Origin of the sequence: Lactobacillus equicursoris DSM 19284 = JCM 14600 = CIP 110162 (assembly GCF_001434815.1) — a bacterium.
GTDB lineage: Bacteria > Bacillota > Bacilli > Lactobacillales > Lactobacillaceae > Lactobacillus > Lactobacillus equicursoris.
This window is the reverse complement of sequence record NZ_AZDU01000032.1, coordinates 1-24,300: the sequence shown is the minus strand read 5'-3', so window position 1 is coordinate 24,300 and position 24,300 is coordinate 1. Positions and strand designations below refer to the sequence as shown.

Annotated in this window: 25 protein-coding genes and 1 other annotated feature; of the genes, 10 read left to right on the top strand and 15 right to left on the bottom strand. The window is 47.8% G+C overall.

Annotation, left to right across the window (positions count from 1 at the left end):
* Positions 1–397: 397 nt before the first annotated feature.
* From FC20_RS06870 to FC20_RS06855, 4 genes are all read right to left on the bottom strand, one after another.
* Positions 398–1,027 (bottom strand): TetR/AcrR family transcriptional regulator, encoded by a 630-nt coding sequence (locus FC20_RS06870; RefSeq protein ID WP_008461126.1) that lies wholly within the window; start codon positions 1,025–1,027, stop codon positions 398–400.
* 9 nt (positions 1,028–1,036) lie between these two features.
* Positions 1,037–3,040 (bottom strand): ABC transporter ATP-binding protein/permease, encoded by a 2,004-nt coding sequence (locus FC20_RS06865; protein WP_008461127.1) that lies wholly within the window; start codon positions 3,038–3,040, stop codon positions 1,037–1,039.
* A gap of 183 nt (positions 3,041–3,223) precedes the next feature.
* On the bottom strand, positions 3,224–3,616 hold the full coding sequence (locus FC20_RS06860) for an iron-sulfur cluster biosynthesis family protein (RefSeq protein ID WP_008461128.1): 393 nt from the start codon (positions 3,614–3,616) through the stop codon (positions 3,224–3,226).
* Positions 3,617–3,743: 127 nt separating this feature from the next.
* Entirely contained in the window at positions 3,744–4,520 is a 777-nt protein-coding gene (locus FC20_RS06855; protein WP_008461129.1) for a formate/nitrite transporter family protein, read from the bottom strand.
* A gap of 192 nt (positions 4,521–4,712) precedes the next feature.
* Here FC20_RS06855 and FC20_RS06850 point away from each other — a divergent pair, with 192 nt between their 5' ends.
* A complete protein-coding gene (locus tag FC20_RS06850) occupies positions 4,713–4,940 on the top strand; it encodes a hypothetical protein (protein ID WP_008461130.1) in 228 nt (75 codons plus the stop codon).
* Positions 4,941–5,204: 264 nt separating this feature from the next.
* Here FC20_RS06850 and dltD read toward each other — a convergent pair whose 3' ends face one another.
* The 7 genes from dltD to FC20_RS06820 all read right to left on the bottom strand — a co-directional run bounded on the left by dltD (position 5,205) and on the right by FC20_RS06820 (position 11,530).
* Positions 5,205–6,491: a D-alanyl-lipoteichoic acid biosynthesis protein DltD gene (gene dltD, locus FC20_RS06845; protein WP_008461131.1), complete on the bottom strand. Its 1,287-nt coding sequence runs from the start codon at positions 6,489–6,491 to the stop codon at positions 5,205–5,207.
* Entirely contained in the window at positions 6,481–6,723 is a 243-nt protein-coding gene (dltC, locus tag FC20_RS06840) for a D-alanine--poly(phosphoribitol) ligase subunit DltC (protein ID WP_008461132.1), read from the bottom strand. Before dltC ends, dltD begins: the two co-directional genes overlap by 11 nt.
* A gap of 57 nt (positions 6,724–6,780) precedes the next feature.
* Complete coding sequence (dltB, locus tag FC20_RS06835; RefSeq protein WP_008461133.1) at positions 6,781–8,013, bottom strand: D-alanyl-lipoteichoic acid biosynthesis protein DltB; 1,233 nt, start codon at positions 8,011–8,013, stop codon at positions 6,781–6,783.
* Positions 8,010–9,512, bottom strand: a complete 1,503-nt coding sequence (dltA, locus tag FC20_RS06830) for a D-alanine--poly(phosphoribitol) ligase subunit DltA (protein ID WP_008461134.1) — start codon at positions 9,510–9,512, stop codon at positions 8,010–8,012. Before dltA ends, dltB begins: the two co-directional genes overlap by 4 nt.
* A 21-nt stretch (positions 9,513–9,533) precedes the next feature.
* Positions 9,534–9,683, bottom strand: coding sequence for a teichoic acid D-Ala incorporation-associated protein DltX (locus FC20_RS10120; protein WP_008461135.1), 150 nt, complete (start codon positions 9,681–9,683; stop codon positions 9,534–9,536).
* A gap of 225 nt (positions 9,684–9,908) precedes the next feature.
* Positions 9,909–10,088: a hypothetical protein gene (locus tag FC20_RS10865; protein ID WP_008461136.1), complete on the bottom strand. Its 180-nt coding sequence runs from the start codon at positions 10,086–10,088 to the stop codon at positions 9,909–9,911.
* Between the two features lie 185 nt (positions 10,089–10,273).
* Positions 10,274–11,530 (bottom strand): YncE family protein, encoded by a 1,257-nt coding sequence (locus FC20_RS06820; protein WP_008461138.1) that lies wholly within the window; start codon positions 11,528–11,530, stop codon positions 10,274–10,276.
* Positions 11,531–12,132: 602 nt separating this feature from the next.
* Here FC20_RS06820 and cbpB point away from each other — a divergent pair.
* From cbpB to FC20_RS06800, 3 genes are all read left to right on the top strand, one after another.
* The gene (gene cbpB / locus FC20_RS06810) at positions 12,133–12,633 is read left to right on the top strand and encodes a cyclic-di-AMP-binding protein CbpB (RefSeq protein ID WP_008461139.1); all 501 of its coding nucleotides are present in this window, start codon (positions 12,133–12,135) and stop codon (positions 12,631–12,633) included.
* A gap of 202 nt (positions 12,634–12,835) precedes the next feature.
* Positions 12,836–14,650: a heavy metal translocating P-type ATPase gene (locus FC20_RS06805; protein WP_008461140.1), complete on the top strand. Its 1,815-nt coding sequence runs from the start codon at positions 12,836–12,838 to the stop codon at positions 14,648–14,650.
* Positions 14,651–14,729: 79 nt separating this feature from the next.
* Positions 14,730–14,778: a sequence feature (sodium ion sensor (DUF1646 type); this cis-regulatory element may regulate processes involved in with the transportation of sodium ions), on the top strand.
* Between the two features lie 59 nt (positions 14,779–14,837).
* The gene (locus FC20_RS06800; protein ID WP_008461141.1) at positions 14,838–15,992 is read left to right on the top strand and encodes a cation:proton antiporter; all 1,155 of its coding nucleotides are present in this window, start codon (positions 14,838–14,840) and stop codon (positions 15,990–15,992) included.
* A 48-nt stretch (positions 15,993–16,040) separates the two neighbouring features.
* Here the strand turns inward: FC20_RS06800 and FC20_RS06795 are convergent, their stop codons facing one another.
* Positions 16,041–16,697, bottom strand: a complete 657-nt coding sequence (locus FC20_RS06795; protein ID WP_008461142.1) for a CPBP family intramembrane glutamic endopeptidase — start codon at positions 16,695–16,697, stop codon at positions 16,041–16,043.
* Positions 16,698–16,785: 88 nt separating this feature from the next.
* Between FC20_RS06795 and FC20_RS06790 the strand changes: the two genes are divergently transcribed.
* The 3 genes from FC20_RS06790 to FC20_RS10750 all read left to right on the top strand — a co-directional run bounded on the left by FC20_RS06790 (position 16,786) and on the right by FC20_RS10750 (position 20,220).
* Positions 16,786–17,886, top strand: coding sequence for a YdcF family protein (locus tag FC20_RS06790; RefSeq protein ID WP_008461143.1), 1,101 nt, complete (start codon positions 16,786–16,788; stop codon positions 17,884–17,886).
* A gap of 227 nt (positions 17,887–18,113) precedes the next feature.
* The gene (locus FC20_RS06785) at positions 18,114–19,208 is read left to right on the top strand and encodes a BMP family lipoprotein (RefSeq protein WP_008461144.1); all 1,095 of its coding nucleotides are present in this window, start codon (positions 18,114–18,116) and stop codon (positions 19,206–19,208) included.
* Positions 19,209–19,254: 46 nt separating this feature from the next.
* Entirely contained in the window at positions 19,255–20,220 is a 966-nt protein-coding gene (locus tag FC20_RS10750) for a hypothetical protein (RefSeq protein ID WP_201779612.1), read from the top strand.
* Here FC20_RS10750 and FC20_RS10105 read toward each other — a convergent pair.
* Positions 20,203–20,706, bottom strand: coding sequence for a hypothetical protein (locus FC20_RS10105; RefSeq protein WP_236697644.1), 504 nt, complete (start codon positions 20,704–20,706; stop codon positions 20,203–20,205). The two genes, FC20_RS10750 and FC20_RS10105, sit on opposite strands and share 18 nt — an antisense overlap.
* A gap of 5 nt (positions 20,707–20,711) precedes the next feature.
* Entirely contained in the window at positions 20,712–21,119 is a 408-nt protein-coding gene (locus FC20_RS06775; RefSeq protein WP_008459633.1) for a hypothetical protein, read from the bottom strand.
* Between the two features lie 66 nt (positions 21,120–21,185).
* Between FC20_RS06775 and FC20_RS06770 the strand changes: the two genes are divergently transcribed.
* Both FC20_RS06770 and FC20_RS06765 read left to right on the top strand, forming a co-directional pair.
* Positions 21,186–22,214 carry a serine/threonine protein kinase gene (locus FC20_RS06770; protein ID WP_008459631.1) on the top strand — a complete coding sequence of 343 codons (1,029 nt, stop codon included), beginning with the start codon at positions 21,186–21,188 and terminating at the stop codon, positions 22,212–22,214.
* Positions 22,215–22,313: 99 nt separating this feature from the next.
* Entirely contained in the window at positions 22,314–22,913 is a 600-nt protein-coding gene (locus FC20_RS06765; protein WP_008459630.1) for a DUF4352 domain-containing protein, read from the top strand.
* A gap of 68 nt (positions 22,914–22,981) precedes the next feature.
* Here the strand turns inward: FC20_RS06765 and FC20_RS11050 are convergent, their stop codons facing one another.
* Complete coding sequence (locus FC20_RS11050) at positions 22,982–23,242, bottom strand: LytTR family transcriptional regulator DNA-binding domain-containing protein (RefSeq protein WP_155859241.1); 261 nt, start codon at positions 23,240–23,242, stop codon at positions 22,982–22,984.
* A 247-nt stretch (positions 23,243–23,489) separates the two neighbouring features.
* Between FC20_RS11050 and FC20_RS06755 the strand changes: the two genes are divergently transcribed.
* Positions 23,490–24,300: BMP family lipoprotein (locus FC20_RS06755; protein ID WP_056945349.1), on the top strand; the 811-nt coding region annotated here is incomplete at its 3' end.

The window sequence follows — 24,300 nt, the reverse complement described above, 5'->3', positions numbered from 1 at the left end:
TCAGTTTTCAAAGTACTAACTTGCGTCTTAGTGACGCAACGTTTAATATCTTAGCAAGTTATCAACTTCTTGTCAACAACCTTTTTAAAAGATATTTTCATTTTTGTTTTCTTTACGTTAGCGGTTCCGCTGACGCTCGAGAACATATAATACTTTACCCTCTTTTCGGAATAAAGTCAAATCTACCTTTAAATTCGGTTTACAGCCGAAACACTAGGAAGCGTTGCTACTTTTCCAACTGTTAGCTATTGCTTGATCATTATTGTTTTTTCTTTTTATAATTGAATTCTCGATTTTTAGTTCGTTTTTAACTGATTTTTACGCCAAAACTTTACTGAAATTTTCGACAAAAAATGCAAAAAAAGAATCAGCCAAGTTTCCTCGACTGATTCTGCTTCTATTTTTCAAAGCCTACTTCTAGATAATTCAAGTTCCGTAAAAGCTCGGCCTTGAGCTCATCCAAATTAGCATCACCGGTCGCTTCATAGTTGATAAAGCCTGCTCGAATGCTGTTATAGAAGGCCATCGAGATGCATTGCACCATAAAGTCAAAGTCGCTCGCATCCCCCAGCTTCACTTTGGCCGTAATCTTGGCCATCTCCTCGTCACTAAGGCAGTTATCTAAAAGGCGGTTATCTAAGACCTGACGCTTAAGGTGGGGCATTTGCCGGCGGTGAAACATCTCCAGCCGCCGGTAGTAAAAGGATGAGTCCTCCCCGGTAAACAGCTCTTCCAGCCAGCTAGGCAGGATCTGCTCTGACAGTTTGAAAGGATCATAGTCACATTCCGGCAGCTTTTGCCGCGCTGCATCAATCATCCGCAAAAACATCTGGCTGCTCAAGTAGCCGTAGAGGTCATCCTTATCCTCGAAATACTGGTAAAAGCTCCCCCGGGGAATCTGCGCCAGCTTGACAATCTGGTTGATCGACGCCTCCTCATAGGAATTTTTAGAAAAAACTTCCTTAGCCGCAGCAATAATCCGGTCTCGCTTTTCCTTAGGCAAGTTGAAAAAAGTCTGCTTTGGCATCCTAATCACCTATTCCTTACGCAAAGCATCAATTGGGTCCAGTTTCGATGCGTGGTTGGATGGCAAAATACCAGCAATCATGCTGATCACTACGCTGACTACTACGCCAATTGCAGCATATTGCGGCGTCATGGTTACCACAGCCGCGTCAAAGGCAGACTGGGTGAAGTGGTTGATGGCTAAGCTCAAAAGTCCGGTCAAGACTACCCCGACAATCCCAGAAGCCAGGCCCAAAAGGAAGGCTTCGCTGGAGAAGATGCGGCGGATATCTTTTCTACGGGCACCTAGGGCCTTCATGACCCCGATTTCCTGGGTTCTTTCCACAACAGAAATGTTCAAGACCACCAAGATCATGATGGCGGAAACCACCAGGGAAACGGCCGCGATCGCCGTCAAGACGTAAGTCAAAACGTTCAAGATACTGTCAAACATTTCAGTCATCTGCTCTTGCATAGAGCCAGAGAAGCCCTTGTCCTTAACCGCAGCCTTGATGTCGCTGGTGTACTTTTTATCGCTAGAAGTCAGGTAAACAACGTTAGCCTTGAGGGTTGAGCCATTGTCCTTAAACAGCTTCTTGAGGTCTTTGTAAGTGAGGAACAAGGTGCTCATTTGACCAGCTGAAGATGCTGACTCGTAAAGGCCAACCACCTTAAACTTTTTGGTAATCGTCTTGGTGCCCAGCTGCAGCTTAGCTTTAACCGTCTTGCCCAAAAGCTTTTTACTTAAAGTATCTGCCGTCCCGGAATCGATCATGATTTCGTTGCTGCCACTCTTGGGCAGGCGCCCCTTCTTGACTTCGGACTTGGCAATGCTGTTGTTGACCGTGTTCAGGTAAATTACGCTAGCACTCTTCTTTTTAAAAGTTACCTGGTTGCCGCCAAGAGAAAGCGCGGTAAAGCCCTTTTGTATTTTAGAAACGTGCTTGATCTTCTTCAGCTTCTTCAAGTCTTTATCAGAAAAAGCTGACGCGCTGCTGGTCCCGGTTAAGGAGCTAATCCCTTGCTGGCGGGCCTTGGCAACACTTGCTGAATTATTTTGCTGCATGGCGGACATGGACTGGCTCCGGGCCTTGGCCGTGGTGTTCTTGTGCACCTCGGTCACCAAGGGATTGGAGTAGGTGTTCATTTGGTCGCTAACGTAAGAGGTAACCCCCTTGCCCAGACTCAGCATCAAGATCACAGACATGATCCCGATGCCCATCCCAGTTGACACCAGGGCGTTGCGACCGAGTTTGGCCTTCATGTTCTTAAAAGCCAGCTTAACAGCCTTCCACATGTTCATGTTGTGAACCTGGATTTCTTCCCGGCTCTCCTGCTTGTGCTCCAGCTTGACTTGCTCTTGATCAGAGATGATTTGCCCCTGGTCGATCCGCAGAACCCGGCTGCAGTGGCTGGCCACCTTGTCAGAGTGAGTGACCATCAAGACCAGCTTGCCTTCAACAGCGATCTCTCTGATCATGTTCAAAATCACATCGGTCGTCTCGGCGTCAAGCGCGCCAGTTGGCTCGTCGGCGATGATCACGTCAGGGTCATTAACCAGAGCCCGGGCGATGGCCACCCGCTGCTTTTGCCCACCAGACAATTGGTCTGGCTTTTTGTACATGTGCTCTTCCAGGCCTACTTTTTTCAATAATTCCTTGGCGCGCTCGCGGCGGACAGACTCGTCAATATTGGACAGGGTCATGGCGATTGAGACGTTGTCGATCAGGTCCAGGTGAGGAATCAGGTTGAAGTTTTGGAAAATGAAGCCAATCGACTTCTTGTGGTAGTTAACCATTTCCGCTTTGGAAAAATCGCGCAGGTTCTTGCCTTCGTATAAAATTTCTCCTTCAAAGTCGGAGTCCAAGCCCCCAATCGTGTTCATCAGGGTCGACTTCCCTGACCCGGATTCACCAACGATGGCAACCATTTCACCGGCATTGAACTTGGCGCTGACGCCGCGCAAGGCCTCGTATTGGCCCCCGCCTGGCATCTTGTAATACTTCTTGACGTTCTTTAATTCTAAGACTGCCATTCGTATTCCTCTCTATCTTTTTCTGTTTTCTATTTTTTGATTCTCTTAGTAAAAAATATGACAGCTTGTCATATGACATGCTGTCATATTATACCTAAAAAAATTCTCTGTCAACTTTTTTCAAAAAGAAAAGAGTAAAAAAGAGATAAATAAAAAACTCTCCCCGTAGGGAGAGTTAAAACTTTAGCAGCTAGCACCATTTTGAATTTGTTCAGCAGTCAAAGCGCTTGGTTCGTAGACATTCACGCCGACAGCCGCGTCAATCAAGCCGCTGCCATCGCTGAGGCTGAGCATGCCGTATTGTTCAGCCACGTGCAGGTTTTCGTCTAAAAAGCCCATTTCTGCTTGACCGGTGTAAAGGTCAAAGCCTTGGTCGTTAACGAGCGGAATAGTGTAGTTATCGTCTTTTTCATCCAAGGCCACAAATTGGAAGTTAGCACCGATGGTGCAGGTGCCGCCTTGCAAAGAGTACTGGTTTGAGCCATCGTTTAAGGCCAGAAGCAAGACCGCTTTGCCATCTTGCTTTCTCTTCAGGTATTGACTAGCTTCTGGGGTAAAAGTGATTTTTACAGACATTTTCTTGCCTCCTATTGATCTCTTTTGTTCTTGATAAGCTAATTATACAAGCTTTTTTCTGAGAAAAAATTGACCCAAATCAAGTTTTGCTTACTTTTTACAAGCTAAATCTTTTTTCTTTTATTTCTTACTTCTTTTCAGTTGCCTTAGCACCGATCCAGTACGGGAAGGCAACAAAGAAGATGCCGCCAACCATGTTGCCCAGAGTTACCCAGAGCAAGTTGTAGAACATCCCGCCTACAGAAACGCTGCCGGCAGCCTTGGCTGGGCTCAAAAGGGCTACGACAAAGGTAGTCATGTTGGCCACGCTGTGTTCAAAGCCAGTTGAGAAGAAGGCCAACAAGCACCAGAAGACCATGATCAGCTTAGCAGCGTCGTTCTTGGTTTGGAAGCCAGACCAAACAGCCAAGCAGACCAAGATGTTACACAAGATGCCCCGCAAGAAGAGCTGCAAGGCCGGGGCAGCCATCTTGGCAGCCGCGGCCTTGGTGAAGACAGCAGCCACAACTGGCAAGTCTAAGCCTGAGTTTACGTACATCCAGGCCAAAAGCGCGGCTCCTACTAGGTTGCCCAGCCAGCAAACAGCCCACAGGCTGAAGGCTTGGCCGACGCTGACCTTCTTTTTCAACAGGCCTGCACCCATCACAAAGTTGTTGCCAGTAAAGAGTTCAGCACCTGGAATTACGACCAAGCTCAGGGCTACACCGAAGATCAAGCCCTTAACCAGATTGGCAACTGGGCTGGTCCCCATTTGGCTGCCGATGGTGAAGGCCAAGAGGATCCCAAAGCCGATGTACATACCGGCTAAGAGGGACAAGAGCACGTAGCCGAAAGGATTGTTCTTTAACAGGTTGACTTTCTTAGCTGCCGCGTTGCTGGCGGCTTCAAATGATTCACTATACATATAATAATCTCCAACACTTTTAAATTAATTACATTTCTCACATAGTATTATATTACTTTATTCCCGTGATGTAAACGCTATTTTGTATATTTTAGAAATTTTCCTATGTAAAATTTGCATTAGCTTGTGCAGCAGTGCTTCATGTTATAATTAAAATAACCATCTAGAAAAAAGTATCGGAGGGTGAGAAAAATGGCAAAGTGTCGTTTAAACGATCAATTAGAATACCTGCTAAAAGACTACCTGGACCAAGAAGGCCTGGAACGGGACGTGGTCGTTAACCAGGCCGTTAAAGAATACTTGATCAAGAAAATGGGCAAAAAGGAGATTGCCCGCTTGCTCAAAGAAGAAGCTGCTGAAGAAAACTACAGCTTAGATCGGCTGCTGGGCACCAATTTTGACTCCTGGCTAGAACTGTAAAAGCGTAAATAAGCAAACAGAAGAGAAAAGAAAAGAAAAATGGACGCATCCGCGTCCATTTTTTGTCTTCTATAACTCTTATTCTTTTTGATGATTTTAGCAAAAAAGCCTAATTCCACCAACAACGGAATTAGGCTCACACAGTGCGTGTCAAAGCAAACCACATAAAGCTGGTTTTCGCTACCGGAGAAAACAGCCAAAGCGATGACACAAATCGATTATATACTCTTAATCCGTTATAAACAACTAAATATTTCAATAAGCCTATTTTTTCAGATTAGCCAAAACCTGCTTGTTGGTCAAAGCAACCTTTGGCACAGTCTTGGTATTACGCCAATCTTCCGTGAAAAAGTAGTCGTTCAAGGCATAAGTTGGCTTGACGTACTTTTGCTTCATGAAGGCCTTAACTGCTTGGTCCATGTAGAGCCAGCCATTCCAGCCTAAGTGGATGGTGTCTTCCATAAAGTGCTTTTTGCCACCCATTTGAGACAGGTCGTAGATGTTGTCAAAGCCCTGGCTGATCAATTCGTGCTTGATCTTATTAACGGACTTTTCATACATCTTTTGTGATAAGCCAGTGTACTTGCGCCACTTGGCGTTAACCGGCGGAATTACGAACAGAACCTGGGTCTTGTCCTTAGAAAACTGGTTTAAGACCAGTTCCAAGTCAGAAAATTCTGGCGACTGGACATAGTTGAACTTCTTCTGGCTCCCCTTCAGCCGCTTTAATAGCTTAGGATTAAGCCGTTTTCTGTAAAAGCCGGTCCGGATGCCAAAAGGATTGCCCCGGGTGTTGCGCTTGGCTTCTTGATTAGAAACCTTCAACAGGCCCTTGTAAGAATACTTGTCTGGCAGGCTCTTGCCCTGCTGCTCAATTTTGGGCAAGCGGTCGCGGAGCTGGAATGACGTGAAGAAGCGATCCTCGTTAGAGTACATCCGCCGCCGCCAAAGCAGATAGTAACGCTCCGTTTTTGGCAATTCCAGCCCAGCTGCAATTTCAAACAAAGCGTGACTTAAGACATGGTTACTCTTGACACAATCCATCTTCAAAAAGCGTCTAGCCGCGTAGCGGTCAGCTTCCGTATCCTGGGCATTCAAGATGAAATCAGTCACGTGGAGGGGAGAATAATACAGGCTAAAAGCTGCTGGATCTTGCCCTTCCTGGGTAAACCACTGAGGGGAGATGACCATAACGGCCTTCTTGCTTGGAGCGTCCTGCATCCCCTGGTACTGGGCCAGCGACTGGCTGCCCGCTGCCCCCAGCAAAAATGGCATGTAGCCGCGGCGATATTTGGTGGCCAAAACCGTTGGGTGCATGTTGTCAAAACGGGACAGTTCACTAGACCCATAAAAAGGCACGTAGCCCAGCTTGTAAGCCTTTTGCCGCATGTCCTTGCCCTTGAAGACGGTCTTAGTCTGAGAAGCCGCGGCTTGGTAAAGGCTCCCTTTAGAAAAGGTTCTTTCCCATGGCAGGGAGAAGATACCAATCAGCAGGAGCGCCGCGCAAATAATTGGCCCAAAAATCAGCCAAAGCTTAGTCTTATTCTTCATCTTGCAGTTTCTTTACCTGTTCAACCAGCTTGTTAGGCGTGTTCCAGTCATCCCGATTAAATTCAGAAACTGGCACGGTGATGTCAAAGGTTTCTTGCAGGGTCAAGAGCATTTGAACAGTCGCCATGGAGTCCATAATGCCGCTTTCGTACAATTCTTGGTCCATCTTGTCTGAGAAGTCTTCCCCAGTAACGTCAGCTAAAATATCAACGATTTGTTTTTGAATATCCATTATTATTTCCTCTTCTGTTAAAAATCAAATTTACTATATCTAATATTTTTTAAAAAACTACTTGCCTAGCGGCACATTGAACCACAAGTTGTCCAAGAAGCCTGAGAAGATCAAGAAGCTCAAGCAGACCACGTTAAAGGTAACGAAGATGGCCACGGCTTCCGTGAACTTGTTGTGCTTGACCAGCTTGTGCTTTTTCTTATAGCGCAGCCAGATGTCATTGATGATGATGGCAAAAGCGTGGTAGAGGCCGTAAACCATGTAGTACCAAGTAATGCCGTGCCATACCGCCATCACCATGAAGTTGACGATGTAGGCGATCTGCGACAGGCGCACCCGGTTCTTGATCAGGCGCTTCTTCATGGCAAAAAAGGTAAAGCGCATGAAGATGAAGTCTCTAAACCAGAAAGACAGGGTCATGTGCCAGCGATTCCAGAATTCCTTAATATTGTGAGCCGCAAAAGGCTTGTTGAAGTTCATTGGCGTGTGGATGCCCATGAAGTAGGAAATGGAAACCGCAAAGAGCGAATAACCGGCAAAGTCAAAGAACAAGTACATGGAGTAGCAGTACATAACGCCTAAGACCCACCAAGACAGGTGCAAAGGCATCCCCTTGCCGGCGATAATCGCCTGGGCTTCTAAGTAAGGCAGCCAGTAAGTCCCAAAAAGCCAGCCCAGGATAAACTTGTATAAAAAGCCCTGGAACAGGTACTTGACGGCTAAGCCCAAGTCCTTGATGTAGGCTTCTCTTTCCGGCGCCTTGTCGCAGTCTTTGGCAAAGCGGCGGTAGCGGTCGATTGGACCACTAGAGATCGTTGGGAAAAAGAGCAAGAAGCGCATGTAGGTGATTGGGTCGACTTTTTTAATCGTCCCATCCCGCAGCTCCATGACCACCTGCACCGTCTTAAAGGTCAGGTAGGAAATCCCCAAGAAGCCAATGTCGATGCCGGCCTTATGAGGCACAACTGGCCAGATCTTGACCGCGGCTAGCGGCAGGATGGCCAAGACGACGAAAGTGCAAAAGATCCAGGTCTTGTTGGCCTTACCCGTTTTTTGCCGGTAATGCTGGTAGGCAAAGGTGACGGCAAACTGGTAGATAATGTAGGCAATTAAGGTCACGCCCTGCTTCCACTTGTCAGCATCAAAAATGAAGAACAAGAATAAAAGCGAGATGGCGGCTTCATACCACTTGTAGCGCTTGCCAAAGTACAGGCCGATGACCAAGGGCAAGAGTGCCACTAGCAGGTAGATGAAGTACTGCGGGTTTTCATAAGGCTGCAGGTTGATCATTTATTAACCTCCTGAATGACCGCCTTGATATCCACCTTGCCGTTTTGGGAGATTGGCAGCTTGTCCTTGTAGATAAAGCGCTGCGGTACCATATAAGGCATCACGTCCTTTTGCAGGCCTTCCCGGATTTGCTTGGTAATTTCGCCTTCGTCAAACTTACGGGCCACGCCTTCGTTTAATTCCACAACGCCGACAATCTGCTTGACCGTGTGGTCCTTGCTGTAGATTGGAGCAGCCACGCCGTGAGTAACCAGCTCATTCTTGTTCATGTAGACGTTGATTTCTTCCAGTTCGATCCGGTAACCGTTGAACTTGATCTGGAAGCCGATCCGGCCCTTGTAAAAGAGCAGGTTGCCTTCGTAGTAACCAATGTCCCCGGTCCGGTAGCTTTGCACGCCTTCATCATTCTTGAAAAAGGCTTCCGCGGTCTTTTCTGGGTTGTTGATGTAGGCTTTAGAAACAGAAGGCCCACTGATGATCATTTCTCCGCTCTTTTCGTCATCGCCCTTGCTGTGGTCGATGGTGATCTTGGTGTCTTCCTTGACATAGCCGATTGGCAGGCGGTCATACTTTTCCAAAATGTCCTTGGTGATTTCCACTTGGGTAACGGCAACTGTCGTTTCGGTTGGGCCGTAAGTGTTGAAAATCCGGCTGTCTGGGAAACGCTTGTAGAGCATGTTTACTTCCTTATGAGGCAGTTCTTCCCCACAGAAGAGGAACAAGCCCAGATCTGGGTGGTGGGCCGCATCAAAGGTCCGGTCCAAGAAGCACATTTGCGCGAAGGATGGAGTTGAAACCCAAACATCAAAATTCATCTGTGGCAAGGTCTTGAAGAGTTCACCGAAGTTTTGGGTTACTTCGTGCGGCAAAACGTCGATTTCCCCGCCCAAAAGCAGGGCTGGGTAGATGCTCATGACCGACACGTCAAAAGAGAATGGCGTTTGGGCCAAAAAGCGGGGGCTCTCTGGCAGACCAAAGTCGCTGAGTTCCCAATTTAAGTAGCTGACCAAGTTGTCATGGCTGATTTGGACGCCCTTAGGCTTACCGGTCGTGCCGGACGTGCACAGAATGTAGTAGTTTTCATCGCCAGTCACGTAGTCAGCCTCGTTCACCTGACCGCTTTGCCCCACTTGATCAGGGGTAATGACCGTCAAACCGGTCAAGTCAACGTCTGGCAAAGGCGTAATGGCGATGATGGTCTTAGAAGCGGAAACTTCTCGAACCAGTTCTATTCTTTCCGCGTTAGAGTAGTTGACGATTGGTACATAAGCGTGGCCACTCTTAGTGCAGCCCAGGAAGCTGGCCAGCATGTCAACTTGCTGACCGCCCCAAACCATGACTGGCTCTTTTGGCGCTACCTTGCTGCTGAGCAAGTCTGCCCAGGCATTGGCCCGGTCCAAAAGCTCCTTATAGGTAGTCTTTTCCCCCAAGTAGTTGTAAGCTACCTTGTCTGGCAGCTTGGCTGCCACTTGATCAATCTTCTTGACAATATTTTCCATTTTTCTTTGTTACTCAACTTTCTAGAATTCGTTGTAGATAAATCCAGTTGATCCAATCCCACAATATTCGTAAAGGTAGATCAATCCCAATAACACTAAGCTGTAAAGCAGGGTCCTCAAGATAAAGGACCGAACCACTTTACCGCGACTCTCTTTTTTATTCTCTTCCAATAAAAACCATCTCCTCAATAATGCTGCTATCCCAACGCCCTGAAACAACATTTTCACTATAATTTCTTATTTTTTCTTTTGTTACAATTTGGTTACTGTTTATTTTACCCCAGATGTCATAATTTGTTCACACAAAATGCGATCTTTAGCATTTTTTTAGAAATGGTTTACACATTTCTATCAACTTTTAGGCTTTTTGGGGGCTTATTTTAGGTCAAAAAGCTACTACTGACCGGCCTTGCGCTCTTGGTCATAGGCTACCAGCAGCGGAATTGAGGGGATAAAGCCAATGAAAAAGAGGGAGATCAGAGCCCAGCGCATGACAAAAGCCGGCTTTTGCCAGCGATCAGTTGCTGCCGTGGCCAGGATGTAGGCGGCCAAGAGGACAACAGGCCGATTCCCCACAAAAAGCCAGTCCCTTGAGTCAACTTATACAAAAAGAGCATGCCGCTGGCGGGTAAGAGGCAGAGCCAGCCGGCAAGGCGAACTTCAAAAACGATTTTCTTAGCGAGTTTGCTATCCATGTTTACCTTCCTATCTACTTTATTATTGCTAATTGATTTGTCTGTATTTTTACGATCTATTCTAGGCTAATTGTTGTTCAAAAGCGCGCTGATGTTAACCGATAGGGTCCGGTCCATTACGGTGATGCTGTCTCTAGCATACTGTCTTGAGCCCGACTCAAAGACGCAGATCAGCTGGCCCTGATAAGCCGTAATCTGCTCCAGGTATGGCGGGAAGCGGACTACCTGGGTGGCATTTTTTTCATCAAGATTGTTGATAGCAGTAATGGGGAAAATGTACAGTTTGGAATCTCCACCGCCATAAGACTGACTCAGGAAAATCTTGTCGCCGCTGATGGCAATCCCCTGGATCTGCTTGTTCATACTGGTCGAGCCATCCGGGTCTGACCAGGAAATCGACTCGTCAACGCTAGAGATTTCGCTGGTCGTGATCGAATTTTTATACTGACCGTTCCGGGCAATCTTGTAGCTAGAGACCTTGCCCCGCCCTTCATCGTTGAAGTAGCCGACAAAGAGCTGGTCAGCGTAGTAGCACAGGGCCGAGGCCTTGGCCATCTTGGTAATTGGAATTTCCTGGTCATAAACCAGGCTGTCCGTCTTTTTAGCGCTGGCCACGTACTCAATCAGCTTCGCTAGGGAAAAAGTGGCCAGGGCTGACTGCCCGTCCTTGCTGCTGGTCACCCAGATCTGCATTCCCTTGCTGTCATAGGCAATCCCGCCCAAGTGGGGCTTGCCGGAAAGCCGAATGGTCTTTAAAAATTTCCCCGTCTTCTTGTCCAAGACATAGATTACGGAAGCATGACGGTGGCCACCATCATAAGCCGTAATTAATAAGTAGTTTTGCACCACAGCGATCCCCTGCGGGGTCATGTCTCTAGACGTAGTCAGCTTTTTTTGCTGGTAATCATAGCTGTCGGTCGCGACTAGCCCTGGCACGATGAAGTCCCGGCCCACTTTGGTTGCAGACGGCGTCTCATAGGCAGCTTGATATAGGAAGGAATAGTTTTTCTCAAGGTTTTGGTGAAAAACTTTCAAACTGTGCCAGGCTGCGCTAGTGCTGGTCCCGTCGCTGGCCTTTTTTACGGCTGGGCGCTTTTTCAACAGCTCCTGCTGCCTTTGCCAAGTTTGGTAGTAGGGGTAAACTGCCTTATAGCCGCCGTAGAGACAGAGCGCTAACAAGATCAGCTTGACCAGACAGCCTGCTAGGCGGCTTTTGCGCTGTTTGTCCTTGTACTTAAAGACCTTCTTTCTTTGCTTTTTCTTGTCTTTATTTTTGTTGTCTTTTTCGTTCTTGTGGTTTTGCTCTTTCGGTTTTCTGAACATCAAATTTGATTTCTCCTAGATTGACAATTGTCCTTTCGCCTTCCTATCTTGCCTGTTTAAGGAAGAAAAAGCAAAAAAATTGGCAAAATCTCAACTTTTTTGTGATTTATCACACTTTGTTCACATTTACCCTTTATTATAATAGCTGTAACAAGCGAGAGCTTGTTACTACACTCAACTTTTTGTTTTTCATTCATACTCCTCCAAAGTAAATGAAAAATATCGACTGACTCCATAGTCGATTCATATCTATCCCTTTCGGCTCACGTTAACGCGTGAGCTTTTTTGATGCTTTTTTAGCAAAAGTCCTGTCCTTTTTCAGGCTTTATAAACCCTCAAATAATTCTTTACTATTCTTTAAGGAATTCCAAACCATTTATTGATAATTAAGCTGTATTATAAAAATGTAACGAGCTGGTAGAACTCGTTACAATACTCCCACTTTTTTATTTCATTCATTCTTACTCCTCCAAAGTAGATGAAAACCAAGTAGGCCTGCTCGCGCAGGCCTTTTTCTTTTTTCAAAAGAGATTTATAATCAAAGTAGTTAAAATACTCACGTAAAAGAGCATATAAACAAGAATATAAGGAATAATAAGTACATGTTTTCACCCGCTATTCAGAAATTAATCGAAGAGAGATCAGGTTCTTTTTTAATTCCGGCCAGCAAGATCGCCTTTGTCGAGGAAAGCAATCCTTTGTATCACGCCTTCTTGATCCTGACCAAGGTCAAGTATGCCAAAATTCCGGTCTTAAACCAGCAAAGTCAGCTGGTCGGCCTGGTCAGCCTGGCCATGATCACCGACAAGATGCTGGACAATGACGATATTTCCGTCGAGGCACTATCCAAATACCAGGTCAAAGACGTCATGCAGACCGACTTCCCCAAGGTCAACTTCACGGATGCGGAACTGGAAACCCAGCTGCACCTCCTAGTCGACAACAATTTTATTCCAATCGTCGATGATGATGACGTCTTTCAAGGAATGATTACCCGGCGGGAGTGGTTTAAGGCTTTTAACTATCTTGCCCACACCTTTGACGACCACTACATGGTGATCAAGAAGAACCAAATCCTCCGCCTTGAGGCGAACGACGAGTAAAATCTAACTTAAAGATCACCTCTTTTTATTTAATATTTTTGATAAAAAGTCGTTGGAATTTTTTGACAATATTCCAAGCATAGCATATAGAAACAAACTTAAAGTGTGATAAACTTTAAAGTAATGAGAAAACCGATTCATTTTGGTGTGTAATCACAAAAAGAGTATGTATACTCTTTTTGCCATTGAGGAGGAAATAACGATGAAACGCCAATGGAAGTTTATTGTGGTCCTGGTCATCGGGGCCATCGGTCTCTTGACCGACAACGTTTTTCATATTGCTGGCGTAGCCGAAGTCATGTTTGACATCGCCGGTGCCTATGTCAGCATCATGTTTGCCAAGGAAATGCTGGAAGACCTCAAAGAAGGCCACTGGGGCATTGACGTCTTGGCCCTGATCGCCATCATCTCCATGATCATTACCCGGGACTACTGGGCAGAATGGATGATCCTGGTCATGTCAACCGGTGGGGAAAGTCTGGAAGACTACGCAACCGGTCAAGCCAACAAGGAATTGCGGGCCCTTTTGGACAAAAATCCCCGCGTTGCCAATAAACTGGTTGACGGCAAGGTGGTCGAAGTTAAGGTTGACGACCTACAAATCGGCGACCAAGTCTTGATCAAGCCGGGTCAACAAGTTCCAGTCGACGGGGTGATCGTTGAAGGTGAATCTGCTTTTGACCAATCATCCCTGACTGGTGAATCCGTCCCTGTCGACAAGGGCGTGGGCGATGACCTGATGTCTGGCTCCTTGAACGGGGAAACTGCCGTTACCATGGAAGTCAAGAAGCTGGCTAAGGACTCTGAATACCAGTCTATCGTGGAACTGGTTAAGTCTTCTGAAGCTCAGCCAGCCAAGTTTGTGAAGATGGCTGACCGCTACGCGGTGCCATTTACCATTATTTCTTTAATTATCGGGATTGCTGCTTGGGTAGTCAGCGGCGACTTCCACCGCTTCGCGGAAGTTATGGTCGTTGCCTCCCCATGTCCGCTCTTGATCGCGGCCCCAGTTGCCCTGGTGGCCGGCATGAGTTCCATGTCCAAGCACCACATCATCGTCAAGTCTGGTCCAACCCTGGAACAATTGTCAAAAGCAAAGACTTTTGCTTTTGACAAGACCGGTACCCTGACCCAAAACCAACTGGTTATCCAAGACGTCTTGCCAGAAGCCGGCGTTGACCAGGAAAAGCTGCTTTCTTACGCAGCCAGCCTGGAACAACAATCGGGCCACATCATTGCCAATTCCCTAGTTAAGGGAACTGACAAGGGTCTGATCAAGGCAGTTAGCGACCTGGAAGAATCTACCGGTAACGGGGTCAAGGGGACCGTTGACGGCAACACCGTCATGGTCGGCAAGCTGTCTTACGTCGCTCCAGATGCCAAGATTGAAAAGGCCAAGACGACTGCCGTTTACGTTTCCATCAACGGCAAGTACGCTGGGCAGATTACCTTTAAAGACCAGCTCCGTCCAGAAACCCCAGAAACTTTGGCACGCCTGCGCAAGCAAGGTGCTAAGCACATCATGATGCTGACTGGGGACAACCAAGACGTGGCTAACGCGATCGCCAAGGTGGCCGGCGTTGACGACGTCCGCGCTAGCCTTTTGCCAGCTGAAAAGATTGCTGCTATCAAGAACGTTAAGGCAGAAGACCGCCCAGTGGTCATGACCGGTGACGGGATCAACGACGCGCCAAGCTTAACTGCCGCTGATGTCGGTATTGCCATGGGGGCTAAGGGTGCTACGGCAGCCAGCGAAAGCGCCGATGCGGTCATCATGGTCAACGACCTCAGCAAGATCAACGATGCCGTGGCTATTGCCAAGCACACGATGAAGGTGGCTGAAATCGACGTTACGACTGCGATTGTCATCGTCATCTTGCTGGAATTAGTGGCCTTCACTGGCCTGATCCCAGCCTTCTGGGGCGCGGTCTTACAGGAAGTGGTCGACATGATCACTATCAGCTTGGCCCTTTTGGCTAAGACTGAACCAAAGAATCCTAAGCAAACGGGATTGTAATTTTCAGAGATTAAATTTGTTTTTTTCACGACTTCTTGCTAAAGTAGATAGTATATAGAATTACAAATACTTTGCTAGAGGTTGGAGTTTCAAAACTTTCAAGATTTTGCTTCTTTGGGTCAAGAGGCTTTTTCTTGGAAGTTTTTTCTTTTGCCACTAGCTTTTTTAAAAAAGAATGGAGGAAACAATGGAATTTATTGGGGAATTGATCTTAATCCTCTTTGTAACTACCCTGATGGGGCAGCTTTTTGCCCGCTTCAACTGGCCAGCAGTCATCGGCCAACTCCTGTCCGGCATCGTCTTGGGGCCAGCCCTGCTCAATTGGCTGAAACCCAGCGACACCATGACCCTCTTCTCCGACATCGGGGTCATTCTCTTGATGTTTTTAGCCGGAATGGAAAGCGACCTGGACCTCTTGAAAAAGTACTTCAAGGTCAGCTTCACCGTGGCCACGGTCGGCGTTATCTTGCCGATCCTCTTTATCGGCGGCTTCTCCCTAATCTACGGGATGAAGTTCCTCGAAGCCCTCTTTATCGGGATCGTCTTTGCCGCAACCAGCGTCTCGATCTCAGTTGAAGTTCTAAAAGACAGCAACCAGCTGCAGACCCGGGCCGGGATCGCCATCTTGGGGGCAGCTGTAGTTGACGACATCTTAGCCGTGATCGTGTTGAGCCTCTTCACCACCTTCAGCCACGAAGGCGGCAGCCAGGGCCTGACCGGCAACTTTTTCCTCAACCTGCTGATCGAAGCCCTCTACTTCGTCTTCGTTTGGCTGGTTTACAAGTTTATCGCGCCGAAATTTATGGAATTTGCGGAAAAAATCAGCGTCAACTACTCGGCCCTGATCGCTTCCCTCACCCTGGCTTTAGGCATGGCCTACCTGGCCGAATTCGTGGGCCTAAGCGCCGTAGTCGGTGCCTTCTTTGGCGGTCTGGCCATCCGGCAGACCAAGCAAGCAGAAGAGGTTAATTCTGCCGTTTCTGCGATCGGCTACTCAGTCTTCATCCCAACCTTCTTTGTCAACATCGGCCTGTCCATGACCTTTGCCAGCCTCACCCAGGACCTGGTCTTCATCATCGCCATGACCGTCTTGGGCGTTTTGTCCAAGTACTGGGCCGGCAAGTACTCAGCTGAGGCCTTTGGCATGACCAAGCTGGAAGGCAGCATTGTTGGCGCCGGCATGGTGTCGCGGGGGGAAGTGGCTTTGATCGTCGCCCAGATCGGCATCGCCCACCATCTTTTCCCGAAAGACATCTACTCCAGCCTGATTTTGGCCATCATCTTGACGACGGTGATTTCGCCAATCCTGCTGAACCACTACATCAAAAAGCTGCTGGCTTAGATTTTGATTTTTAAGAGCATGAAAAAAGCGAAGCATCTGCTTCGCTTTTTAGCCTATTAAGCTTAGTAAATTCCACATAATATGGGTCATCATCGAGTAGCGCAGGTCCTTGGTGGTCATGTAGACCCAGGCCAGAACCGACCCCATCATCCAGTAAACGATCAGGTAAGGTGACCAGAAGGGGTTGTGGGCAAAGGCAAAGAAGAAGCCGGAAGCCAGGATGCCAATCCACTTGTTTAGCTGACTAGCGTGGCTGAAGAAGAGATTAAAGAACATCCCTCTAAAAATGGTTTCCTCGCAAATTGGCGCAATAGCGGCCACCATGATCTTGTAAGTCGGCCCCGCCGTTTCCTGCAGGTCGTTTAAGTTCTGCTGGTTTTGGGAAATCCCGCCGCCGATCGCCGACATGATGACGATGTAGAGCAGCTGCATCAGGAAAAAGCCGGCAAAAGCCACCAAGACCTTGTGCCACCGCCAGTGGGGCGCCTCGTTAAAACCCCACTCATTTTTATCTTCGAGCTGTCCCTTATAAAATAGAAAGGCCATCCAGAAGACCAAGACCGTGGACAGGGCCAGGATAAAGGACTCCGCCTGCCCAAAGTCGAAGATATTGGGATAGAAGTAAAAGTACTGCAAAGTGTTGTACAAGGCAAAGACAACCACGATTTCCATTAAGTAAAAAAGATAATGGCCGATTTTTTTCATATTCGTCACCTTACTGTTTCAAAATACTTAACCTCTATTATAATAAAGTTTGAGCAATTTTCTAAGCAAATAAACCGGGAGAGCAAAATTGAAATCCATCTTCTACTCTTTACTATTCTTCTTCAGCCAGAACCGGACCTTCAGCTACTTCACTATCCTCGTAGCGATCGCGGCCGTAACCTTCTTCTTTTCCTGGCTGACCGACCCTAGACGGCTGATCAATGGCCTCTTTTTCACCTTTTTCATCTTTTCACTGGCAGCTTGGTTCACCTTCTTGGTCTATGCCACCAACCTGCCCAGCTTCCGCCGGATCTACCTGATGGTGGGCGCCTTCCTGGTTTCCTTGGTTGCCTTCATCGTCTTCTTCTCCTGGACCCTGCTCTTGTGGAATTCCTACGTGGTCTTGAAACACGAAAGCCATACGCTGCCCAACCTCTTGACCCTGATCTTAGCCATCGCCATGCTGGTCTTATGGGCCTTCATCTTCATTGGCCACCTAACCAAGTCCACGCCTACCTGGTTTAGACTGCTCCTAGACATGTTCCCAACGATCGCTTTTTATCTGGCGGCCGTCATGTACAACTTTTTAATCAACCTCTTGCTCTACCAGATCGTCCCCCGCCGCTACCACCAAGACTACTTGGTCGTCTTAGGGGCGGGCCTGATCAATGGCAACCGCTTGTCCAACATCCAGGCCGCCCGGATCAACCGGGCCATCCAGTTTGCCTACCACCAGCAGGAAAAGGGGCAGCCTTTCCCCAAGTTCATCATGTCTGGCGGACAAGGGCCAAACGAGACTATCTCAGAAGCCAGTGCCATGGCGGCTTACGCCATTAAACGGGGGATCCCAGCTGACCAGATTCTGCTGGAGGACCAGTCCCGCAACACCGAGCAGAACATGGAGTTCTCCAAGATTGTCGCTATCAACGACCACGGCGATGACGACTTCCGGGCCTGCTTTTTCACCAGCAACTACCACCTGCTCCGCGCTGCTATCTACGCCAAAGAAGCTGGCCTGGACGGCAACGGCATCGGCTCTTACACCCGGCCCTACTACCTGCCTAACGCGGTCTTGCGGGAGTTTGCCGGTATCTTGGTCATGAACCGCCTCCGTCACTTCACGGTGATGGCCTTAATCGTTGCTGCTTACGTGGCCCTGGCCATCTGCAAATTGCTGAATGTCTTTTAGTAAAGCGCCTTTTGGCGCTTTTTTACGTGAAACTTTATTTTTTGGGAAAAATTTTTTCAAAAAAATTCTAGTGTCCAGCTCAAGCTTAGGGCCATACATCTTGAGGACATTATGGCAAAAAGTAATAACCCTGGTAAATCAACACTTGATCTTGTGGAACCATTTTGACACAACCACAAAATATTGATATGATTTAAGCCGTGTTCAAATTTAAGGGGGATTTTACTTTGAAAACCACATTCAAATCTGTTTTAGCAACTAGTACTGTTTTGCTGGCCGGCATTGCCTTAACGGCCTGCTCAGGCGCCAAGCAAAACGGCTCAAGCAACAGCAACAAAAAGTCATCAGCCAGCGTTGCCTTGATCACTGACATCGCCGGCGTTGACGACCACTCTTTCAACGAATCCGGCTGGAAGGGCATGGTCGCTTACGGCAAGAGCCAAGGCTTAAAGCGCGGCACTAACGGCTACCAATACTTCGAATCAAGCTCAGCATCTGACTTTACGCCAAACATCAACCAGGCGATCAATGCTGGCTATAAGACCATCTTCGGGGTTGGCTACTCCTTGAAGACGGCGATTGCTTCTGCTGCCAAGAAGAATCCTAAGAAGAATTTTGTCATCATCGATGATGTGATCAAGGGGCAAAAGAACGTTGCTTCTGCCAATTTCCGTTCACAAGATGCTTCTTACATGGCTGGTGTTTTGGCAGCTAGAACTACTAAGACTAACGTTGTCGGCTTCATCGGCGGCGTGCACGGCGATATCGTAGACCTTTTTGACGCAGGCTTCACCAAGGGCGTACAAGACACTGCTAAGAAGATGGGCAAGAAGATCACGGTCTTGAACCAATACGTTGGCTCCTTCACGGCCGCTGACAAGGAAAAGTCAATCGCTAAGGCCATGTTTGCCAAGAAGGCGGACGTGATCTTCCACGCATCTGGTTCAGCTGGCCAAGGTCTGTTCAGCGAAGCCAAGTCAATCGACGAAGGCTTGAGCGCTAACTCCAGCAAGAAGGTTTGGGCAATCGGGGTTGACTCCGACCAATCCAACCTGGGCAAGTACAAGAGCAAGGACGGCAAGAGCTCAAACCTGTGCTTGACCAGCGTTATGACTGGCGTAAACGTTGCGGTTAAGGACATTGCCACTAAGGCAGCCAAGGGCAAGTTCCCAGGCGGCAAGCAGCTGGTTTACGGCTTGAAGCACAACGGGGTTTACCTGACCCAGGGCTACGCTTCAGCTAGCGTCTGGAAGCAAGTTCAAGCAGCTCGGACTGACATCTTAAACGGCAAGATTAAGGTTCCAAGCCACCCAAGCAAGTAGTTAGGTATTAAAAAGGAGGTACGCGGATGCGTACCTCCTTTTCCGTTTGTTTTTTCGCCCCCGGTTTGACTCAACCGGTGTGGATTTTGCCATTTTTCGCCCCCAGTTTGACTCAACCGGTGTGGATTTTGCCATTTTTCGCCCCCAGTTTGACTCAACCGAACTCGTTTTTCCCGTTTTTCGCCCCCGATTTGACTCAACCAGACCACTTTTTCCGCTTTTTCGCCCCCAGTTTGACTCAACCGGACTCATTTTTCCGCTTTTTCGCCCCCAGTTTGACTCAACCGGACCACTTTTTCTGCTTTTTCGCCCCAAGTTTGACTCAACCGGACCCCTTTTTCCGCTTTTTCGCCCCCAGTTTGACTCAACCGGACTCATTTTTCCGCTTTTTCGCCCCCAGTTTGACTCAACCGGACCACTTTTTCTGCTTTTTCGCCCCAAGTTTGACTCAACCGGACTCATTTTTCCGCTTTTTCGCCCCCAGTTTGACTCAACCGGACTCATTTTTCCGCTTTTTCGCCCCCAGTTTGACTCAACCGGACCACTTTTTCTGCTTTTTCGCCCCAAGTTTGACTCAACCGGACTCATTTTTCCGCTTTTTCGCCCCCAGTTTGACTCAACCGGACTCATTTTTCCGCTTTTTCGCCCCCAGTTTGACTCAACCGGACCACTTTTTCTGCTTTTTCGCCCCAGATTTGACTCAACCAGGCTCATTTTTTTACTTTTTTGCCCCCGGTTTGACTCAACCGGACCACTTTTTCCGCTTTTTCGCCCCCAGTTTGACTCAACCGGACTCATTTTTCCGCTTTTTCGCCCCCAGTTTGACTCAACCGGACCACTTTTTCTGCTTTTTCGCCCCCGATTTGACTCAACCAGGCTCATTTTTTTACTTTTTTGCCCCCGGTTTGACTCAACCGGACCACTTTTTCCGTTTTTTCGCCCCCAGTTTGACTCAACCAGACCACTTTTTCAAAAAATTTGCCCCCAAGTTGACTCAACCAGTCTCGGTTGACACACTTTGGGGGCAATTCTCGACAAAATCCACGCCAGTTGACATACTTCGGGGGCAGATTTCGCCAAAAATCAAACCGGTTGACATACTTTGGGGGCAAAATTCGCCAAAAATCAGACCGGTTGACATACTTCGGGGGCAAAATCCGACAAAAATCAAACCGGTTGACATACTTTGAGGGCAGATTTCGGCAAAAATCAGACCGGTTGACATACTTCGGGGGCAAAATCCAACAAAATCCAATCCGGTTGACATACTTCGGGGGCAAAATCCGACAAAATCCAGACCGGTTGACATACTTTGAGGGCAGATTTCGCCAAAAATCAAACCGGTTGACATACTTCGGGGGCAAAATTCGACAAAATCCAGCTCGGTTGACATACTTCGGGGGCAAAATCCGACAAAATCCAATCCGGTTGACATACTTTGGGGGCAAAATCCGACAAAATCCAGCTCGGTTGACATACTTCGGGGGGCTCGACTCACACTACCTACACCTCATCCAAGCTATCGTACCCGTGCTGGGCCAGCAGCAAATTCGTGTCCATCACCGACATGTGCCGGGCCAGGCAGTAGATGATCACCGCATCCCGCTTGACGTTAGCGTACAATGCCCCATTGTCGCTCAAGGACAAAAGCCGGCCCGTCTCTTCCAAAGACAGCTGCAAGCTGAGGGCCAGCGCCAACACCTTGTCCCGCGATGGCAGGCGCCGACCCTTCAAGATCTGGTAGCCGTAGCTGCGCTCAATCGCGGCCGCATTAAACAGCTCACTCTTTTTCACCTGCCGCTCTTCAATCAGCTGCCCTAAATACCCAGCAAAGTCGTAATCCGCCACCTGATCCAGCACGTTATCAAGATGGTCCTTTTTCAAGGCATCTAGCAATTTTCCAGTTTCCATTTTTACCACCTCACTGTTATCATTATGTCAGGAAAACAACTTGTTAGAAAGGTTCGCAGGCAAAAAATGGATGAATACCGCAATCCCGTACCTATTAAAATTACTGACGACAAGGCCATCTTTAAGGTAGAAAAAATGGTCCCCGTCCCCTACATCGAGCGCATCCTACCGCTAGAGTACGCGCCCTTGTACGAGCAGCTGGCCCAGCTGGACATCGCTATCCCCAAGATTGTCGAACTAGAAAAAGGCGACCAGCTCACCGTCATCGAGGAGTACATCGACAAGCCCCGCCTCGACGACTACCTTAAGACCCAGCAGCTGACTTCTAGCCAAATTCACGACCTCATCATCCAGCTCCTGGACATCCTAGACGTCCTCCACCGGCAGAAACCACCCATCATCCACCGCGACATCAAGCCGGAGAACCTTTTTTACGATGGAAAAAAGCTGATCCTGGCCGACTTCGATATCGCCCGCAACCTCAGCAAAAGCGCCAGCCGCGACACCCAGGTCCTGGGATCGGTCGGCTATGCCGCGCCAGAGCAGTTCGGCTTCAGCCAAAGCGGCCCGGCCAGCGACCTCTACGCCGTCGGCGTCTTAATGAACGTCCTTTATACGTGCAAATTGCCTAGCGTCAAGCTCTACCAGGGCCCTGAACGGAGAATCATTGAAAAAGCCACCCACATTAATGCCCAAGAGCGCTACCAGAGTGCCGGCAACTTCAAGACTGCCCTTCGCAAGCTAAGTCACGCCAGCTGGCGCCTCCCCGGCTTTCGCAGTGGGCAGGTCAGCCACATGCTGGCCGGAGCAGCCGGCTACCTGATCATCCTCTACTCCATTTACAACATGGATGTCACCGGAACTGGATCAATTGCCGACGCCTTTTTACAAAAAACGGCTTCCTTCTTAATACTCATCTTGCTGGTCTTCTTCATCTTCGACTACCGGCAGATCAAGGCTAAGTGCCTCTTCCACGCCTCCCCGTCTAAGCCCCTCCGCTTCTGGGGTCAGGTCATCAGCTACTTTGCCATTGCCACCATCATCTTCTGCGCTCTAGCCAGCCTGTCAGTCATCATCGCATCTTTTAGCAAATAGTGGGCAGCCAGCCCACCAATCCGTCTTTTTAAACCGCTACACTTAACTTGATCGCTGTCTGTTTTAATGTAAGGTATAAGCTTAAAAAGGAAAAAGATTATGGCAAAGCAAATTAAAGATGAAAATGGCAATGTGTATGTACAAAAGAAAAAGTTCTACCAGCGCTGGTGGTTCTGGTTCCTGATCGTAGTTGTGGCGATCTTCTGGGGGATTAATTCCCTGGGAAATAATGACCAGTCGACTTCCAGCAGCACCGCTACTTCTAGTAGCCAAGCTAAGTCCAGCTCTAAGAAAAAGGAAGTCAACCCCCTGACCAAGGTCTACAAGGTGGGGCAAACGGCTTCTTACAAAGGCTACGAAATCAAGGTCAACAGCGTCAAGTTCAGCCAAGGCGACGATTTCAACAAGCCAGACAGCGGAAAACAATATGTGATTGTCAATATCACTATCACTAACCACACTAATGAAAGTCAGGACTACAATCCATACGACTTTAAGCTGAATGCCGACGGCAACAACACTTACGTTACCGAAATCGTCACTAATGTTGACAATACCTTGGAAGCCGGCAGCTTGGACAAGGGCGCTAAGGTAACAGGAAATTTGGTTGGGCAGGCTAAGACTTCTGCCAAAAAGTTGCAACTGCAGTACAAGACTTCAATCTGGAATGACAACACTGTTAAGTTCAACCTCAAATAAGAAAAAGCGTAAAGCCTTTAATACGAAGGCTTTACGCTTTTAATTTGCTCTACTTGCCATGAATTTCTCTAAGAAAAGCAGCTACTTGTAATATTCTTTGAATTTACCAGAAGCGATTGCGATACTTGCACTAAAAAATCCGTCTTCTCCAGAACCTGCATTAAATTCCCCACAAATTCTGCCCTAGTTCCACGTGTAACCAACTCCAACTTATGCGGAAATTGCGTTGTCGTAATATAGTAAAATTGCCAGTAGTATTCCAAAAGCCTTTTACAACAAACTCCATTTCCAAGAGCCAGATCAAGACTGCGATTAACCAATCCTGCCACCTTAGCTTAATTTGGATCAAAGTCTTAGCCGACAGCAATTCAAACAAGGCACTGCTTCCAGTCCACCACATCTTTTTACTCCCATAATCAGTTATCCTTGCATTGTATTCTCGTTCATTCGTGTCTGTAAATCAATTCAGCGACAACGATTGCTTTTGCCAAAATTTCATGTATAATATACCAAGATAAAAATAACTATCATCGTGCCAAGCGATGAAAATATTCGTGTTATGACGGAGGAAATAACGTGTCTGTTTCTAAATTTAAGAAGTTAGCTACTATTGCTACTGCTGCTATTTCAGTTTCAGTTCTGCTGACTGCTTGCCAAGGCAAGAAGTCTTCAACTTCAACTGGGACTAAGACCACCAAGCACAGCATTGCCTTGATCACTGACAATGCCGCTATCGATGACCACTCATTCAACGAAGCAGCTTGGAACGGCTTCAAGGCTTTTGGTAAGAAGCACAACTTGAAGCAAGGCAAGGGTGGCTACCAATACTTTGAATCTTCATCAGCTGCCGACTTTACTCCAAACGCCAATGAAGCTGCCAACTCTGGCTACGAAACCATCTTCGGTGTTGGCTACCAACTGACTGGCGCAATCAAGTCAGCTGCTAAGAAGAACCCAAAGAAGAACTTCGTAATCATCGACGACGTTATTTCTGGCTTGAAGAACGTTGCTTCCGTAACTTTCGAAAGTAACCAAGCATCCTACCTGGCCGGGGTAGCTGCTGCTTACACTACTAAGACCGACCACGTTGGCTACATCGGCGGTGTCAAGTCAGCAACCTTGGAACTGTTTGAAGCCGGCTTTAAGCAAGGTGTTCAAGCCGGTGCCAAGGCCTTAGGCAAGAAGATCAAGATTGACGACCAATACATCGGTAACTTCACTTCAACTGACAAGGCGAAGTCTATCGCCCAATCAATGTACGCTAGCGGTGCTGACATCATCTACCACGCAGCTGGTAACGCAGGTAACGGTATCTTCACTGAAGCTAAGGATATCAACAAGAACCGTAAGGAAAGCAAGAAGGTTTGGGTAATCGGTGTTGACGTTG

What these genes read in the sequence shown, in the direction of transcription:
- FC20_RS06770 (WP_008459631.1), top strand. Translation starts at nt 21,186, where the DNA reads ATGGATGAATACCGCAATCCCGTACCTATTAAAATTACTGACGACAAG.
- FC20_RS06855 (WP_008461129.1), bottom strand. Translation starts at nt 4,520, where the DNA reads ATGTATAGTGAATCATTTGAAGCCGCCAGCAACGCGGCAGCTAAGAAA.
- FC20_RS06820 (WP_008461138.1), bottom strand. Translation starts at nt 11,530, where the DNA reads ATGTTCAGAAAACCGAAAGAGCAAAACCACAAGAACGAAAAAGACAAC.
- FC20_RS06860 (WP_008461128.1), bottom strand. Translation starts at nt 3,616, where the DNA reads ATGTCTGTAAAAATCACTTTTACCCCAGAAGCTAGTCAATACCTGAAG.
- FC20_RS06800 (WP_008461141.1), top strand. Translation starts at nt 14,838, where the DNA reads ATGGAATTTATTGGGGAATTGATCTTAATCCTCTTTGTAACTACCCTG.
- FC20_RS06805 (WP_008461140.1), top strand. Translation starts at nt 12,836, where the DNA reads ATGAAACGCCAATGGAAGTTTATTGTGGTCCTGGTCATCGGGGCCATC.
- cbpB (WP_008461139.1), top strand. Translation starts at nt 12,133, where the DNA reads ATGTTTTCACCCGCTATTCAGAAATTAATCGAAGAGAGATCAGGTTCT.
- FC20_RS06795 (WP_008461142.1), bottom strand. Translation starts at nt 16,697, where the DNA reads ATGAAAAAAATCGGCCATTATCTTTTTTACTTAATGGAAATCGTGGTT.
- FC20_RS06865 (WP_008461127.1), bottom strand. Translation starts at nt 3,040, where the DNA reads ATGGCAGTCTTAGAATTAAAGAACGTCAAGAAGTATTACAAGATGCCA.
- dltD (WP_008461131.1), bottom strand. Translation starts at nt 6,491, where the DNA reads ATGAAGAATAAGACTAAGCTTTGGCTGATTTTTGGGCCAATTATTTGC.
- dltB (WP_008461133.1), bottom strand. Translation starts at nt 8,013, where the DNA reads ATGATCAACCTGCAGCCTTATGAAAACCCGCAGTACTTCATCTACCTG.
- dltA (WP_008461134.1), bottom strand. Translation starts at nt 9,512, where the DNA reads ATGGAAAATATTGTCAAGAAGATTGATCAAGTGGCAGCCAAGCTGCCA.
- FC20_RS06775 (WP_008459633.1), bottom strand. Translation starts at nt 21,119, where the DNA reads ATGGAAACTGGAAAATTGCTAGATGCCTTGAAAAAGGACCATCTTGAT.
- dltC (WP_008461132.1), bottom strand. Translation starts at nt 6,723, where the DNA reads ATGGATATTCAAAAACAAATCGTTGATATTTTAGCTGACGTTACTGGG.
- FC20_RS06850 (WP_008461130.1), top strand. Translation starts at nt 4,713, where the DNA reads ATGGCAAAGTGTCGTTTAAACGATCAATTAGAATACCTGCTAAAAGAC.
- FC20_RS06765 (WP_008459630.1), top strand. Translation starts at nt 22,314, where the DNA reads ATGGCAAAGCAAATTAAAGATGAAAATGGCAATGTGTATGTACAAAAG.
- FC20_RS06870 (WP_008461126.1), bottom strand. Translation starts at nt 1,027, where the DNA reads ATGCCAAAGCAGACTTTTTTCAACTTGCCTAAGGAAAAGCGAGACCGG.